Below are 16,237 nucleotides of genomic sequence, written 5' to 3' on the forward strand. Positions count from 1 at the left end.
TCAGGCCATCAACGATAATCGTGTCAACCACAGAAGGGCTGGACATTCCCCCGCAGGTCGCTGCTAAATCCACTTTTGCGCCAAGGAAGCGAACATGAGCTGGGACCTGGCAACACCCTTCGTCATCGACCTGCGCGTCGGCAGCGAGGACATCGATGGCCTCGGCCATGCCAACAACGCGGTCTACGTCACTTGGCTGGAGCGCTGCGCCTGGCGCCATTCCCAGCGCCTGGGCCTGGACCTGGCCGAATACCGCCGGCTGGACCGCGCCATGGCCGTGGTGCGCCACGAAATCGACTACCTGGCCGCCGCCTACGAGGACGATGAACTGCAACTGGCCACCTGGATCATCGACTGGGACCAGCGCCTGCGCATGACCCGGCGCTTCCAGCTCAAGCGCCCGCGTGACGGCGTGACCCTGCTGCGTGCCCAGACCACCTTTGCCTGCATCGAGCTGTCCAGCGGCAAACCCCGGCGCATGCCGGCCGAATTCCTCGATGGTTACGGCCCGGCGCTGATCGGCGCCTGAAACACCGGCAATCTTTGTTAGACTGCCGGCTTTTTCCGCCGAGACCCCGACATGCAAATTGCCCTGGCCCCCATGGAGGGGCTGGTCGACAACATTCTGCGCGACGTGCTGACCCGCGTGGGCGGTATCGACTGGTGCGTCACCGAGTTCATTCGCGTGTGCGACCGCCTGCTACCGCCTTCTTCGTTCGACAAGCTGGCGCCCGAGCTGCGCCAGGGGGCGCGTACGGCTGCCGGGGTGCCCATGCGCGTGCAACTGCTGGGCTCGGACCCGGTGTGCCTAGCGGAAAACGCCGCGCTGGCCTGCGAGCTGGGGGCGCCGGTGATCGACCTGAACTTCGGTTGCCCGGCCAAGACCGTGAACAAGTCGCGCGGTGGTGCGGTGCTGCTCAAGGAGCCGGAATTGTTGCACGCCATTGTGCGTGAAGTACGCCGCGCGGTGCCGGCGGATATCCCGGTAACGGCGAAGATGCGCCTGGGCTTCGACAGCCCCGATGGCGCGCTGGAGTGCGCTACGGCGTTGGCCGAAGGCGGTTCGGCGCATTTGGTGGTGCATGCGCGGACCAAGGTCGAGGGCTACAAGCCGCCGGCGCACTGGGAGTGGGTGGCGCGGGTGCAGGATGTGGTCAAGGTGCCGGTGTTCGCCAATGGCGAGATCTGGACCGTGGACGACTGGCGGCGTTGCCGTGAGGTCAGTGGTGCTGAAGACATCATGCTGGGGCGCGGCTTGGTTTCGCGCCCTGACCTGGGCCTGCAGATTGCCGCGGCGCGTGACGGGCGCGAGTACCAGCCAATGAGCTGGGATGATCTGCTGCCATTGCTGCGCGAGTTCTGGCGCCAGGCCCAGGCCAAGCTGTCGCCGCGCTATGCGCCGGGGCGGATGAAGCAGTGGCTGGCGATGCTGACCCGCAGTTACCCCGAGGCGGTGGTGCTGTTCGCCGAGTTGCGCCGGGAGGATGATTGCGCGCGCATCAGCCGGTTGCTTGGGGTTGAGGTGGCTGCCTTCGAGGCTTGTGTTGCCTGATCTGGCCCTTTCGCGGGCAAGCCCGCTCCTACACCGGTTGCGCAACCGGCACAACTCTTTGTAGGAGCGGGCTTGCCCGCGAAGAGGCCATCAAACCCAATGCAAGAATCCAGATTTTTCTGCTTGCCCCCTTGAAAGCATTTCCCTCGGCCATATCTCTTGAGTACGCGATGCCGAAGTCGGGTCGCGTAATGACTTACTTGCTGAATTTCAGGAGTTCATGACCATGACCACTGCTTTCTCTCTCGCTCCACTGTTCCGCCATTCCGTTGGTTTCGACCGTTTCAACGACCTGTTCGAGTCCGCGGCGCGTAACGAGGCCGGTAGCAGCTACCCGCCCTACAACGTGGAAAAACATGGCGATGACCACTACCGCATCGTGGTTGCCGCAGCCGGTTTCCAGGAGCAGGACCTCGACCTGCAAGTCGAAAAAGGCGTCCTGACCGTGACCGGTGGCAAGCGCGACAATGGCGCCGCTGAAGTGACTTACCTGCACCAGGGGATCGCGCAACGCGCCTTCAAGCTGTCGTTCCGCCTGGCCGACCATATCGAAGTCAAGGCCGCCGGCCTGGCCAATGGCCTGCTCAGCATCGACCTGCTGCGCATCGTGCCTGAAGAAGCCAAGGCCAAGCGCATCCCGATCAATGGCGACAAGCCAGCGCTGAACTGATCGCGCAGATGTGAATAAGGGCACCTTCGGGTGCCCTTTTTTGCGGCCGCTTGCACAGTCAGGTGCTGCACAGGGCTTGGGGCCTATGCGGTCGAGGTGGGAGCGGCCTTGTGTCGCGAAAGGGCTGCGCAGCAGCCCCGGCGATTTGAGCTGGAGCAGAGATCCTGGGGCCGCTGCGCGACCCTTTCGCGACACAAGGCCGCTCCCACAACCGCGTCAAGTTTGCGGTTAATAATCCGCCGGCGCCTCCAGCAACATCTGCCGAAACTCCGGCAACGGTAACGGCCGGCTGTGCAGATACCCTTGGTACAGGTGGCAGCCCAACCGTTCGAGGAATTCCAGCTGCTCGCTCAGTTCCACCCCTTCGGCGATCACCGCCAGGTCCAGGCTGCGGGCCATGGCGACGATGGCACGGACGATTTCCGCGTCGTTGGGGTCTACCGGTGCATCGCGCACGAAGGTCTGGTCGATCTTCAGTGCATCCACCGGCAGGCGCTTGAGATAGGTTAGCGAGGAGTAGCCGGTGCCGAAGTCATCCATGGCAAAACTCACCCCGTAGCGCTTCAGCTCGCGCATCTTGCTGATGGTGTCTTCCAGGTTCTGGATGACGATGCCTTCAGTGATCTCCAGTTTCAGCATCTGCCGCGGCAGGCGGTAGTCATCCAGGCTGCGCAGCACCCGCCCGACAAAGTCGTTCTGGCGGAACTGCCGGGGGCTGATGTTCACGCACAGGCTGAAATCATCGGCGTCGATCAACCCGTCGGTCAGCATGCGTGCGCACGCATCGCAGGCTTCGTCGAGGATCCAGCTGCCAACTTCAAGGATCAGGCCGCTTTCTTCCAGCACCTGAATGAACTGCCCAGGCGGCTGCTGACCCAGTTGCGGGTGGTGCCAGCGCAGCAGCACTTCGGCGCCGACGATGCGGTTGTCACGGGCATCCACCTGGGGCTGGAAGTGCAGTGCCAGTTCGCCGCGGGCCAGGGCCAGGCGCAGGTCGTTTTCCATGCGCAGGCGCTCGCTGGCGGCCTTTTGCATGGTGGTGTGGAACAGCTGGGTGGTGTTGCGCCCGGAGTCCTTGGCCCGGTACAGGGCGATATCGGCACGCTTGAGCAAATCGGCCGGAGTCGCACCATGGTCAGGGATCAGCGCCACGCCGATGCTGGGCGTCACTTGCAGGCGCTGGCCATCCAGCGACATCGGCTCGGCCAGCAGTTCGCGCAGGGTATCGGCCAGCTCGCGGACCTTTTCTTCGACCTGCTCGCGGCTGCCCTCCAGGCCGCTGAGCAGGACCACGAATTCGTCACCCCCCAGGCGCGCCACGGTGTCTTCCAGGCGCACGCTGGCTTCCAGGCGCGCAGTGATGATCTTCAGCACCGTGTCGCCCACCGGGTGGCCCAGCGAGTCGTTGATGTGCTTGAAGTGGTCGAGGTCGAGGAACAGCAGGGCGCCGCGCAGGTTGTGGCGCTTGAGCAGGGCAATCTGCTGGCTCAGGCGGTCCATCAGCAGGGCGCGGTTGGGCAGGTTGGTCAGCGGGTCGTGATAGGCCAGGTGGCGAATCTGCGCCTGGGCGTTCTTCAGTTGGCTGACATCACGGGCAGTCAGCAGCAGGCACTCCACTTCGTTGAGGGTGATCGGCTCCACCGACACTTCCACGGTAAGGATATCGCCACGCTTGTTGCGCCCGAGCATCTCCCGGTGGTGCACCCGGCCGCGTTCGCGCAGCTCGGCCAGCAGCGCAGCGCGCTGCTTGTCGTCGGCCCAGATGCCGATCTCGTAGACCGTGTGGCCGAGTACTTCGACGGCGCTGTAGCCGGTCAGGCGGCAGAAGCCGTCGTTGATTTCCAGATAGCGGCCGCTGTGGCGTTCGGTGATGGTGATGGCGTCGGGGCTGGAGTGGAAGGCCTTGGCGAACTTTTCCTCGCTGGACTTGAGCGCCGCCTCGGCCCGCTGCTGCTGGGTGATGTCGCGCAGGGTGGTGACACTGCACGGCTGGTCGTCGACAGTGATCAGGCGGCTGGAAATCACGCAGGTCAAGGGCGCGCCGTTGCGGTGGTTGACCACTACCGCGACGTTGCTCAGGGCCTGTTCGCGGATCACCCGCTCGATGCGTTGCGCACGCTCGATGGACTCGGCCCACAGGCCGATTTCCTCGGCGGTGCGGCCGATCACCTGGTCGGTGTTCCAGCCGAAGGTCTGGGTGAACGCCGGGTTGATCTCGATGAACTGGCCGCTGTCCTGGCGGGTGACACAGATCGGGTCGGGGCTGACCTGGAACAGGCTGGCGAACTTCTCTTCCGAGGCGCTCAGGCGCTGTTCGCGCTCCACCTGGTCGGTGATGTCGAGCAAGGTGCCGGCCATGCGCAGCGGGTTGCCCTGCTCGTCGCGGTACAGCCGTGCGCGGCTTTCGATGTAGCGGGAGATGCCGTTTTCCAGCTGCACCCGGTAGGTGATCTGGTAGTTGCCGGCGGGCCCTTCGCGCAGGCTGCGATAGGCCTGGCGCATCACATTGCGCTCTTGCTCCGGTACCCCCTCGAAAAACGCGTCGAACGATTCGTGAAAAGGGATGGGCGGCAGGCCGTGCAACTGCGCGGCGCGGGCCGAGCCGTAGAGCATGCCGCTGGGAATATGCCAGTCCCAGGTACCCAGCTGCGCCGAGTCCAGGGCCAGGTCCAGGCGCTCCTGGCTGTCCTTCAGGGCCAGCTCGGCGCGCTTGCGTTCGGTGGTGTCGACGAAGGTACTGATGAGGAAGGTCACGCCCTCCAGCTCGATGCCCTGGGTGCAGAGAATGCCGTCATGCACTTTGCCGCTGGTGGCGCGGAACTGCACCTCCATGATCAGCGGGCCGCTGTTGGCACGGGTCGATTCGAGCACTTGGTGGCGCTGTTCGGGATTTACCCACAGGCCCAGCTCCAGGCTGGTCTTGCCGATCACCTGGCTGCCGGGCCAGCCGAACGTGTCTTCGAAATGCTGGTTGACCTCGAAGATCATGCCGTCGTGGCGACGGGTCAGCAAAATGGCGTTGGGGCTGAGGTGGAACAGGGTGGCGAAGCGCTTTTCCGAGTTGATCAGCGCCGTTTCCCGCTCGCGCTGGCGGGTGATCTCGCGGATCACCCCGATCATCTGCGGCCGGCCATGCAGGTCGTGGGTCAGGCTGCCGTTGATCTCCAGCCAGTGCAGGCTGCCATCCGGCCAGCGGATACGGTGGCGCATGGCCTGTTCCACCGGCTCGCCGTTGAACACCGCCTGGAACACCTGGCGCGTGCGTGCGCGGTCTTCCTCGGGCAGCAGGTCGAGGTAGTCGATATCGGCGGGTAGCGGGCGCTGCGGGTCGAAGCCGAACAAGGCCTGGGTACCCCGTGACCAACTGACCCGGCCGCTTTCGATATCCCAGAGCCAGGCACCCAGGCGCGCGCCGTTGAGCGCGGCCAGCAGTTGCGGGGCGTTTTGCCAGGCCTGTTCCGATTCCTGGGGATCGGCCGCAGGTATGCGCGGCAGGCGCAAAAAGCGGTTTGCTGATTTGGGCATCGGTACCAGACCTTTGGCGTATGACGCGTCCATGGGGTGGAAGTGCCGGGCTGACGGCCGGTCAGGCGGGCCCTGCGTGGCTGTCGAGCAGGGCCATGAATGCCCTGGCCGCGTTCGATAGCGTACGCTCCGTGTGCAGAATGTAGCCTAGCTGGCGCGACAGCTGTATGCCGGGCAAGGCGATGGGTGCAACCTGTTCGTCGAGCATGGTGCGCGGCAGCACGCTCCAGGCCAGGCCGATGGACACCATCATCTTGATGGTTTCCATGTAGTTGGTGCTCATGGCGATGTTCGGCGTCAGGCCCTGGCTTTCGAACAGGCGCTGGACAATGTGGTGGGTAAAGGTGTTGCCGCCGGGGAACACCGCCGGGTGGCGGGCGACGTCGGCCAGGCTGACCGCATGGTCGTTGGCCAGTGGGTGCTCGGGGGCGGCCACGAAGTCCAGGGCGTCGTCCCACACCGGCACGGCCTTGACTAGGTGGTGTGGCTCGGGCGCCAGGGTGATCACGGCGATCTCGGCGCGACCATGCAGAATCTCGTCGTAGGCTTGTTCTGAATCCAGAAACTGAATATCCAGCGCCACGGCCGGGTACTGCCGGGTAAAGGCCCGCAAAAGCGGGGGCAGGCGGTGCAGGCCGATGTGATGGCTGGTGGCCAGGGTCAGGCGACCGCTCACTTCCCCGGACAAATTGGTCAGCGCGCGCCGGGTATCATCGAGGACGTTGAGTATCTGATATGCCCGTGGCAGCAGGGCGCGCCCGGCTTCGGTCAGGGTCACCTCGCGGCCCAGGCGGTCGAACAGGCGCACATCCAGTTGCTGCTCCAACCCGGCGATGCGTTTGCTGATGGCCGGCTGAGTCAGGAACAGGCGTTCGGCAGCCCCGGAAAAACTGCCGGATTCGGCGATGGCGATGAAGGCGCTAAGGTTGGCCAGATCCACAGGGTAGAATTCCTTTTGGTTATCCAAAGGATAAAAATTATGAATTTGAGTTATTCAATCTAACCCCATAGCATCGTCCGTACAAGCCAAGGGGTCTTTGGCATAGAAAGACGCTGATGAGGAACAGTCTGATGGCTGGCAAAACGCTCTACGACAAACTCTGGGAAGCCCATGAGGTCAAGCGCCGCGATGACGGCTCTTCCTTGATCTACATCGATCGCCACATCATCCATGAAGTGACGTCGCCCCAGGCCTTCGAAGGCCTGCGCCTGGCCAACCGCAAGCCTTGGCGCATCGACGCCAACATCGCCACGCCGGACCACAACGTGCCGACCACGCCAGAACGCAAGGGCGGTATCGAGGCCATCGTCGACCAGGTGTCGCGCTTGCAGGTGCAGACCCTCGACGAGAACTGTGACGAATATGGCATCGTCGAATTCAAGATGAATGACGAGCGCCAGGGCATCGTCCACGTCATCAGCCCGGAGCAGGGTGCCACCTTGCCCGGCATGACCGTGGTCTGCGGCGACTCGCACACCTCCACCCACGGCGCCTTCGGTGCCTTGGCCCATGGCATCGGCACCTCCGAGGTCGAGCACGTGCTCGCCACCCAGTGCCTGGTCGCCAAGAAGATGAAGAACATGCTGGTGCGCGTGGAAGGCCAACTGCCGGCCGGCGTTACCGCCAAGGACATCGTCCTGGCCGTGATCGGCAAGATCGGCACCGCCGGTGGCAATGGCCATGCCATGGAATTCGCCGGCAGTGCCATCCGCGAGTTGTCGATGGAAGGCCGCATGACCATCTGCAACATGTCCATCGAAGCCGGTGCCCGCGTGGGCCTGGTGGCCACCGACGCCACCACCATTGCCTACGTCGAAGGCCGCCCCTACGCGCCGAAAGGCGAACAATGGGAGCGTGCTGTCGAAGCGTGGAAAGACCTGGTTTCCGATGACGATGCCGTCTTCGACACCGTGGTTGAACTGGATGCCAGCCAGATCAAGCCGCAGGTCAGCTGGGGTACCTCGCCCGAAATGGTCCTGGCCGTCGACCAACATGTACCGGACCCGGCCGCCGAAACCGACCTGGTCAAGCGTGGCTCGATCGAACGCGCTTTGAAATACATGGGCCTGACCGCCAACCAGGCGATTACCGATATCAAGCTGGACCGAGTGTTCATTGGCTCGTGCACCAACTCGCGTATCGAAGACCTGCGCGCCGCGGCGGAGATCGCCAAGGGCCGCAAGGTGGCCGCTTCCGTCAAGCAAGCCATCGTCGTGCCAGGTTCGGGCCTTGTGAAAGCCCAGGCCGAGCGTGAAGGCCTGGACAAGATCTTCCTCGAAGCCGGTTTCGAATGGCGTGAGCCAGGTTGCTCGATGTGCCTGGCGATGAACCCGGATCGCCTGGAGAGCGGCGAGCACTGCGCGTCCACCTCCAACCGCAACTTCGAAGGCCGCCAGGGCGCCGGTGGCCGTACCCACCTGGTCAGCCCGGCCATGGCCGCCGCGGCCGCGGTGACCGGCCACTTCATCGATGTCCGCGAGTTGATCCAAGGGAGCGCAGCATGAAAGCCTTTACCCAGCACACTGGCCTCGTCGCGCCATTGGACCGTGCCAACGTCGACACCGACCAGATCATCCCCAAGCAGTTCCTGAAGTCGATCAAGCGCACCGGTTTCGGCCCCAACCTGTTCGATGAGTGGCGTTACCTGGACGTGGGCCAGCCCTACCAGGACAACAGCAAGCGCCCGTTGAACGAAGACTTCGTGCTCAACCACGCGCGTTACCAGGGTGCCAGCGTGTTGCTGGCGCGGGAGAACTTCGGTTGCGGCTCCAGCCGTGAGCATGCCCCGTGGGCGCTGGACGAGTACGGCTTCCGCAGCGTGATCGCGCCGAGCTTTGCCGACATTTTCTTCAATAACAGCTTCAAGAATGGCTTGCTGCCGATCATCCTCAGCGACGAGGAAGTCGATGAGCTGTTCAAGCAGGTCGAAGCCAACCCGGGTTACCAGCTGACCATCGACTTGCAAGCGCAAGCGGTGACCCGCCCGGATGGCAAAGTGCTGCACTTCGAGATCGATGCGTTCCGCAAGCATTGCCTGCTCAACGGCCTGGACGATATCGGCCTGACCCTGCAGGACAGCGATGCGATCAAGGCCTTCGAAGGCAAGCACCGCGCCGGGCAGCCTTGGCTGTTCCGTGATGCCTGAAGTCTGTAGGTGACAGTGCCGGCCTCTTCGCGGGCTCGCCCGCTCCCACAAGGGTTACGCGATCGTTGTAGGAGCGGGCTTGCCCGCGAATAGGCCAGCACAGGCAACAAAAAACCAAAAGGATTGACCCATGACCAGCACCCAGCACACCGACGTGGTCCAGCGCCAGTTCGGCGAACAGGCCAGCGCCTACCTCAGCAGCGCCGTACACGCCCAGGGCAGTGAATTCGCCCTGCTGCAGGCCGCGCTGGCGGGGCAGGGCGATGCCCGCGTGCTGGACCTGGGCTGCGGTGCCGGGCATGTCAGCTTCCACGTCGCCCCGCTGGTCGCCGAAGTGGTCGCCTACGACCTGTCGCAAGCGATGCTCGACGTGGTCGCCAGCGCCGCCGCCGAGCGCGGTCTGGCCAATATCACTACCGAACGCGGCGCCGCCGAACGGCTGCCGTTCGCCGATGCCTCGTTCGATTTCGTCTTCAGCCGCTACTCGGCGCACCACTGGAGCGACCTGGGCCTGGCCCTGCGCGAGGTGCGCCGGGTGCTCAAGCCAGGTGGCGTGGCGGCCTTCGTCGACGTCATGTCGCCGGGCAGCCCGTTGCTCGACACCTACCTGCAAACGGTCGAGGTGCTGCGCGACACCAGCCACGTGCGCGACTACTCCGCCGCCGAATGGCAGCGCCAGGTCAGCGAGGCCGGCCTGCATGTGCGCAGCCATACCCGCCAGCCGCTGCGCCTGGAGTTCACCAGCTGGGTCGAGCGCATGCGTACGCCCGAGCCGATGCGCGTGGCCATCCGCCAATTGCAGCAAGCCATGGGCGAAGAAGTACGGCAGTATTACCAGATCGAAGCCGATGGCTCGTTCAGCACCGATGTGCTGGTGTTGTGGGCCGAGCGTTAAGAATTTTTCGGTGTGGCCCGCTTGGTCGCGCCGCGTGAATGGATAGAGGAAAGCATGAGCAAGCAGATTCTGATTCTCCCAGGTGACGGTATCGGCCCGGAAATCATGGCCGAGGCGGTCAAGGTGCTGGAGCTGGCCAACGACAAGTTCCAGCTGGGCTTCAGCCTGGAGCACGACGTGATCGGTGGCGCGGCCATCGACAAGCACGGTGTGCCGCTGGCCGACGAGACCCTGGAGCGTGCGCGCAAGGCCGATGCTGTGCTGCTGGGCGCCGTGGGCGGGCCGAAGTGGGACAAGATCGAGCGCGACATCCGTCCGGAGCGCGGCCTGCTGAAAATCCGTTCGCAACTGGGCTTGTTCGCCAACCTGCGCCCGGCCATCCTCTACCCGCAACTGGCCGATGCCTCGTCGTTGAAGCCGGAAATCGTCTCGGGCCTGGACATCCTCATCGTCCGTGAACTGACCGGCGGCATCTACTTCGGTGCCCCGCGTGGCCAGCGCGAGTTGCAAGGTGGCGAGCGCCAGGCCTACGACACCCTGCCGTACAGCGAAAGCGAAGTGCGCCGCATTGCCCGTGTCGGCTTCGACATGGCCCGCGTGCGTGGCAAGAAGCTGTGCTCGGTGGACAAGGCCAACGTCCTGGCCTCCAGCCAGCTGTGGCGTGAAGTGGTCGAAGACGTGGCCAAGGACTACCCGGACGTGGAACTGAGCCACATGTACGTCGACAACGCCGCCATGCAGCTGGTGCGTGCACCCAAGCAGTTCGACGTGGTGGTGACCGACAACATGTTCGGTGACATTCTGTCGGATGAAGCTTCCATGCTGACCGGTTCCATCGGCATGCTGCCTTCGGCGTCGCTGGATGCCGACAACAAGGGCATGTACGAGCCGTGCCACGGCTCGGCGCCGGACATCGCTGGCCTTGGCATCGCCAACCCGCTGGCGACCATCCTGTCGGTGTCGATGATGCTGCGTTACAGCTTCAATCAGTCGGCTGCCGCCGAAGCGATCGAGAAGGCCGTGAGCCTGGTCCTGGACCAGGGCCTGCGCACCGGCGACATCTTCTCGGAAGGCTGCCGCAAAGTTGGTACGCAGGAAATGGGCGACGCAGTAGTCGCAGCGCTGCGGAATCTGTAATCTCTCTGGCCCGCCAGCCAAAATTCCCGCTGGCGGCCCACTTTTAGCAAAGGTGTAGTTGCGATGAAACGTGTAGGTCTGATCGGTTGGCGCGGTATGGTCGGTTCCGTGCTCATGCAGCGGATGCTGGAGGAGCAGGATTTCGACCTTATCGAGCCGGTGTTCTTCACCACCTCCAATGTCGGTGGCCAGGGCCCGAACGTGGGCAAGGATACAGCTCCGCTCAAGGACGCTTATTCGATTGAAGAGCTCAAGACCCTCGACGTGATCCTGACCTGTCAGGGCGGCGACTACACCAACGAGGTATTCCCCAAGCTGCGCGAAGCCGGCTGGCAGGGCTACTGGATCGATGCGGCCTCGTCCCTGCGCATGCAGGATGACGCGGTGATCATCCTCGACCCGGTCAACCGCAAGGTCATCGATCAGCAGCTGGACGCCGGTACCAAGAACTACATCGGTGGCAACTGCACCGTCAGCCTGATGCTGATGGGCCTGGGCGGCCTGTTCGAAGCCGGCCTGGTCGAGTGGATGAGCGCCATGACCTACCAGGCGGCCTCGGGTGCCGGCGCGCAGAACATGCGCGAGCTGATCAAGCAGATGGGCGCTACCCACGCGGCAGTGGCCGATGACCTGGCCAACCCGGCCAGCGCCATCCTCGACATCGACCGCAAGGTTGCCGAGACCATGCGCAGCGAAGCGTTCCCGACCGAGAACTTCGGTGTGCCGCTGGCTGGCAGCCTGATCCCGTGGATCGACAAGGAACTGCCGAACGGCCAGAGCCGCGAAGAGTGGAAGGCCCAGGCCGAGACCAACAAGATCCTCGGCCGCTTCAAGAGCCCGATCCCGGTCGACGGCATCTGCGTGCGCATCGGCGCCATGCGTTGCCACAGCCAGGCGCTGACCATCAAGCTGAACAAGGACGTGCCACTGGCCGACATCGAAGGCATGATCAGCCAGCACAACCCTTGGGTGAAGCTGGTGCCGAACCAGCGTGAAATCAGCATGCAGGAGCTGAGCCCGACCAAGGTCACCGGCACTCTGAACATTCCGGTTGGCCGCCTGCGCAAGCTGAACATGGGCTCGCAGTACCTGGGCGCGTTCACCGTGGGTGACCAGCTGCTGTGGGGCGCCGCCGAACCGCTGCGCCGCATGCTGCGGATTCTGCTGGAGCGTTGATCGTTCCGCTTTGAGCGAAAACCCGCGCTGGCGACAGCGCGGGTTTTTTGTGGCCGTGAACATTCATCGGCATTTGCGCAACCCCTGTGGGAGCGGCCTTGTGTCGCGAAAGGGCCGCAACGCGGCCCCAACAATTCATGCGCTGACGCCGACATCCTGGGGCTGCTTCGCAGCCCTTTCGCGACACAAGGCCGCTCCCACAGGGATCGCGCCAGTCTTTAAATGTTGAGCAAGACAGTTCTTCCACAAGGGATTGTGCAGGGGCAGCAAGCGGCGTTGGCCTCTGCGGGGCAATGCGAGTAAAGTGCCGCTCCCGTTTCGTCTGAGGCAGCCCGCAGCATGAACCCTACATTCGATATCGCCGTCGTCGGCGCCACCGGCAGCGTCGGTGAAACCCTGGTACAGGTGCTCGAAGAACTGGCGTTCCCGGTCGCCACCCTGCACCTGCTGGCCAGCATGGAATCGGCCGGCAGCAGCGTGATGTTCGCCGGCAAGAAGCTCAAGGTGCGTGAAGTCGACAGCTTCGACTTCGCCCAGGTCAAGCTGGCCTTCTTCGCCGCTGGCGCCGCGGTCAGCCGCAGCTTTGCCGGCAAGGCGCTGCAGGCCGGCTGCACGGTCATCGACCTGTCTGGCGGCCTGGACGACGCCCTGGCCCTGGTACCGGAGGCCAACGCCGAACGCCTGGCCGGCCTGGCCCTGCCTGCGCGCATTGTCAGCCCGTGCTCGGCCGCGGTTGCCCTGGCTGTCGCGCTGGCGCCGCTCAAGGGCCTGCTGGACATCGAACGGGTGCAGGTGATGGCCGCGCTGGCGGTATCCGCGCAAGGCCGCGAAGCGGTAAGCGAGCTGGCCCGGCAGACCGCCGAGCTGCTCAATGCCCGGCCGCTGGAACCGCGCTTCTTCGACCGCCAGGTGGCGTTCAACGTGCTGGCCCAGGTCGGTGCCGCCGATGAGCAGGGCCATACATCTCTGGAGCGTCGCCTGGTCAGCGAGCTGCGTGTGCTGCTGGGCCTGCCTGAACTGAAGATTTCCGTGAGCTGCGTTCAAGTCCCGGTGTTTTTCGGCGATAGCTTCAGTGTGGCCGTGCAGAGCCGTCGCCCGGTGGACCTGGCGGCCGTCAACCAAGCCCTCGATGCGGCCGACAGCGTTGAACGGGTGGAAGGTGATGATTATCCGACCCCGGTAGGTGACGCAGTCGGCCAAGACGTGGTCTATGTTGGTCGTGTACGTCACGGTGTTGATGAAGACCAGCAGCTCAACCTCTGGCTGACCACCGACAACGTGCGCAAGGGCGCCGCGCTCAATGCCGTGCAAGTGGCGCAATTGTTGATTAAACACATGCCGTAAAAGATACTGGCGAGCACTCTGTCCTGCTCTGCATGCAGGTTTCGGGACGATTCACACAAGGGAAGAGGTCATGCTTCGAATTCGCAAACTGGTTCTGGCCATGGCTGCAGCATCGGCGCTGTCGTCGGGCATGGCGAATGCCCTGGGTTTGGGGGAGCTGACCCTCAAATCGGCACAGAATCAGCCGCTGGACGCCGAGATCGAACTGCTCGACGTGCGCGACCTCACCGCCGCCGAAGTGGCGCCAAGCCTGGCGCCGCCGGAAGAGTTCAGCAAGGCCGGGGTGGCGTTGCCGACGTACCTCGAAGACCTGACCTTCACGCCGGTGATCAACCCCAACGGCAGGAGCGTGCTGCGGGTTACCTCCAGCCAGCCGCTACCGGGGCCGGTGGTCAAGTTCCTGGTCCAGGTGATGTGGCCACAGGGCCGCCTGCTGCGTGACTACAGCGTGCTGCTCGACCAAACCAAGGCCCAGGGCGACAAGGCGGCTGCAGGCAATGTCGCGCCGGCGCAGACCGGTGCCGGCAGCTACACCACCCAGCGTCGCGACACCTTGTGGCAGATTGCTGCGCGCAACACCCAGGGTGGTTCGATCCAGCAGACCATGATCGCGATTCAGGCGCTGAACCCGGACGCCTTCATCGGCAATAACATCAACCAGCTGAAGGTGGGCCAGGTATTGCGCCTGCCCGACCAGCAGCAGGTCCAGAACATTCCTCAGGGCGAGGCGAACAGCGAGGTGGCCGAGCAGTATGCCGCCTGGCGTGAAGGCCGCCGCCTGGGCCCGCGTGCCCGCCAGCTGGACGCCACCCGTCGCGGCGCCGCCGATGCAGCCCCGGCACGTGTCGGCCAGGGCGACAACCTGCGCCTGGTCAGCCCGGGCAGCCAGGCTGGTGCCGGCCAGGCCAAGGCACTCAACGACAAGCTGGCCGTGGCCCAGGAAAGCCTGGATACCAGCCGCCGCGACAACGAAGAACTCAGAAGCCGCATGACCGACCTGCAGAGCCAGCTGGACAAGCTGCAGCGTCTGATCGAGCTGAAGAACGACCAGTTGGCCCGCCTTGAAGCCCAAGGTGCTGCCGCCCCGGCACCTGCCGCCGCCGCCCCGGCCAATCCTGCGGTGAATGCCCAACCGGTGGTCACGCCAGCGCCGGCTGCCGTCGATACCGCACCCAAGCCAGTGCCAGCCGCTGCGCCAGCCAGTCAGCCGCGTAGTGCGCTCGACGGGATCCTCGGCAACCCTTGGTTGCTGGGGTTGATCGCCGGCTCCGCCATCCTGGTGCTGGCGTTGCTGCTGTTGCTGCTGGCGCGCAAGCGCAAGGCCCAGCAAGAAGCCGAGAAGCATCTGCGCATGGCGCGGGCGCTGGAAGAAGAGCAGGGCGCAGGCTTCGATACCGATAGCGCAAGCCTCGATGGTGTCGATGTCTCGGCGCCGAGCGTGACCCTGTCGCCGGCCGTGGTCGCGGCCTCGGCCGCCGCTGCCGTCGCCGCGGAAAAACCGCTGGCGCCAGTCACCGAGCCTGCGCTCGAGCCGCAAGCCGACCCGCACGCCGCGTTGCTGGCGGAAGTCGAGCAATGCCTGGCCGAAGGCCGCCTGAACCGCGCTGCCGACCTGTTGGAGCCCGCCGTGGCGGCCGCGCCGCAGCGTGACGACCTGCGCCTGAAACTGATGGACGTGTACGCCCGCCAGGGTGACCAGAGTGCGTTCGTCGAGCAGGAGCGCAAGCTGCCGGCCAGCGAACAGAACAGCGCGCAAGTCGCCGGGCTGAAGGAACGTTACCCGGCCATGCTTGGCCTGGCCGCTGCCGGCCTGGGTGCGGCGGCGCTGGCTGCCGAGATGGATGAGCAGTACGTGCAGGAACTGCTGAAGGATCAGCCCGAGGCGCCGGTGGTTGCCGACGTGGTACCTGAGGCAGTGGCGGAGCTTGAGCCGGAAGTGGCAGTGGCGCCCGAGGTTGTCGCGCAAGCGCAACCTGAGGCAGAGGTCGAGCCTGATCTCGAACTCGATGCCTTCGACCTGAGCCTGGGTGAAGACCTGCCCGAGGAAGACCCGCTGGCGGCGCCGCTGCTGGACGAGCCAGTAGCGCAAGAGCCCGTGCTGGACGAGCCGGTATTGGACCAGCCGGTGCTGGAAGAAACCCAGCCAGAAGAACCGTTTGCCGTGGATGCCGAGCTGCAAGCCGACGCCGACGCCGATTTCGAGGCCATGCTGGCCCAGGCCGAGCCGCAGCCCGCTGTCGACCTGTCCGATTTCGACCTTGATGTCAGCGAGCCGGTTGCCCCAGCGGCGCCGGCAGCGGAGCAAGAGGCGCCATTGGATGTCGCCGCCGAACTGGCTGCCTTCGACAGCGTGCCAGAGTTCGACCCGCTCTCCGAGTTCGACCTGCCGTCGGACTTCGACCTGTCGCTGTCGCTGGAAGACGATTCACCGGCGGCCAAGAGCTTTGCTTCGGAGCTGGACGACGTCAATGCCGAGCTGGACAAGCTGTCGCAGAGCCTCGAATCGCCGTCGCTGGAGCCACACTTCACGGCTGAAGACGCGCTTGCTCAGCCAGAGCCCGAGCCGCTGGACGACCTGGATTTCGACTTCTTCTCCGGCAGTGACGAAGTGGCCACCAAGCTCGACCTGGCGCGTGCCTATATCGACATGGGCGACCACCAGGGCGCGCGCGACATCCTCGATGAAGTGGTCAAGGATGGCGACGACAGCCAACGCCAGGAGGCCGAGGACATGCTTTCCCGCCTGGTTTGAGGTTGCCGGCACCGGCCTCTTCGCGGGTAAACCCGCTCCC

The 16,237-nt window shown here is 64.5% G+C and carries 12 protein-coding genes; 10 read left to right on the plus strand and 2 right to left on the minus strand.

Annotation, left to right across the window (positions count from 1 at the left end; all coding sequences use genetic code 11):
* Positions 1-94 precede the first annotated feature (94 nt).
* The 3 genes from TZ03_RS19305 (at position 95) to TZ03_RS19315 (ending at position 2,222) form a co-directional block, all read left to right on the plus strand.
* Entirely contained in the window at positions 95-529 is a 435-nt protein-coding gene (locus TZ03_RS19305) for an acyl-CoA thioesterase (RefSeq protein ID WP_046617041.1), read from the plus strand.
* 51 nt (positions 530-580) lie between these two features.
* Entirely contained in the window at positions 581-1,552 is a 972-nt protein-coding gene (locus TZ03_RS19310; RefSeq protein ID WP_051099783.1) for a tRNA dihydrouridine synthase, read from the plus strand.
* Positions 1,553-1,778: 226 nt separating this feature from the next.
* Positions 1,779-2,222 (plus strand): Hsp20 family protein, encoded by a 444-nt coding sequence (locus TZ03_RS19315; protein ID WP_051099848.1) that lies wholly within the window; start codon positions 1,779-1,781, stop codon positions 2,220-2,222.
* Between the two features lie 228 nt (positions 2,223-2,450).
* Here the strand turns inward: TZ03_RS19315 and TZ03_RS19320 are convergent, their stop codons facing one another.
* Both TZ03_RS19320 and TZ03_RS19325 read right to left on the minus strand, forming a co-directional pair.
* A complete protein-coding gene (locus TZ03_RS19320) occupies positions 2,451-5,747 on the minus strand; it encodes a PAS domain S-box protein (protein ID WP_051099784.1) in 3,297 nt (1,098 codons plus the stop codon).
* A 61-nt stretch (positions 5,748-5,808) separates the two neighbouring features.
* Positions 5,809-6,687, minus strand: a complete 879-nt coding sequence (locus TZ03_RS19325) for a LysR family transcriptional regulator (protein WP_051099785.1) — start codon at positions 6,685-6,687, stop codon at positions 5,809-5,811.
* A gap of 131 nt (positions 6,688-6,818) precedes the next feature.
* On the opposite strand from TZ03_RS19325, the gene leuC reads away from it, so the two are divergent.
* The 7 genes from leuC to TZ03_RS19360 all read left to right on the plus strand — a co-directional run bounded on the left by leuC (position 6,819) and on the right by TZ03_RS19360 (position 16,197).
* Positions 6,819-8,252 (plus strand): 3-isopropylmalate dehydratase large subunit, encoded by a 1,434-nt coding sequence (gene leuC / locus TZ03_RS19330; RefSeq protein WP_051099786.1) that lies wholly within the window; start codon positions 6,819-6,821, stop codon positions 8,250-8,252.
* Entirely contained in the window at positions 8,249-8,893 is a 645-nt protein-coding gene (gene leuD, locus TZ03_RS19335) for a 3-isopropylmalate dehydratase small subunit (RefSeq protein ID WP_051099787.1), read from the plus strand. The genes leuC and leuD overlap by 4 nt, the downstream gene beginning before the upstream one ends.
* A gap of 130 nt (positions 8,894-9,023) precedes the next feature.
* Complete coding sequence (locus TZ03_RS19340) at positions 9,024-9,788, plus strand: class I SAM-dependent methyltransferase (protein WP_051099788.1); 765 nt, start codon at positions 9,024-9,026, stop codon at positions 9,786-9,788.
* 54 nt (positions 9,789-9,842) lie between these two features.
* Entirely contained in the window at positions 9,843-10,925 is a 1,083-nt protein-coding gene (gene leuB / locus TZ03_RS19345; RefSeq protein ID WP_051099789.1) for a 3-isopropylmalate dehydrogenase, read from the plus strand.
* A 63-nt stretch (positions 10,926-10,988) separates the two neighbouring features.
* Positions 10,989-12,101: an aspartate-semialdehyde dehydrogenase gene (gene asd / locus TZ03_RS19350; protein WP_003260268.1), complete on the plus strand. Its 1,113-nt coding sequence runs from the start codon at positions 10,989-10,991 to the stop codon at positions 12,099-12,101.
* A 339-nt stretch (positions 12,102-12,440) separates the two neighbouring features.
* Positions 12,441-13,445, plus strand: coding sequence for an aspartate-semialdehyde dehydrogenase (locus tag TZ03_RS19355; protein ID WP_051099790.1), 1,005 nt, complete (start codon positions 12,441-12,443; stop codon positions 13,443-13,445).
* A 70-nt stretch (positions 13,446-13,515) separates the two neighbouring features.
* The gene (locus TZ03_RS19360) at positions 13,516-16,197 is read left to right on the plus strand and encodes a FimV/HubP family polar landmark protein (RefSeq protein WP_051099791.1); all 2,682 of its coding nucleotides are present in this window, start codon (positions 13,516-13,518) and stop codon (positions 16,195-16,197) included.
* The last annotated feature ends 40 nt before the right edge of the window (positions 16,198-16,237 follow it).

This window comes from Pseudomonas sp. 10-1B, assembly GCF_000935045.1.
GTDB lineage: Bacteria > Pseudomonadota > Gammaproteobacteria > Pseudomonadales > Pseudomonadaceae > Aquipseudomonas.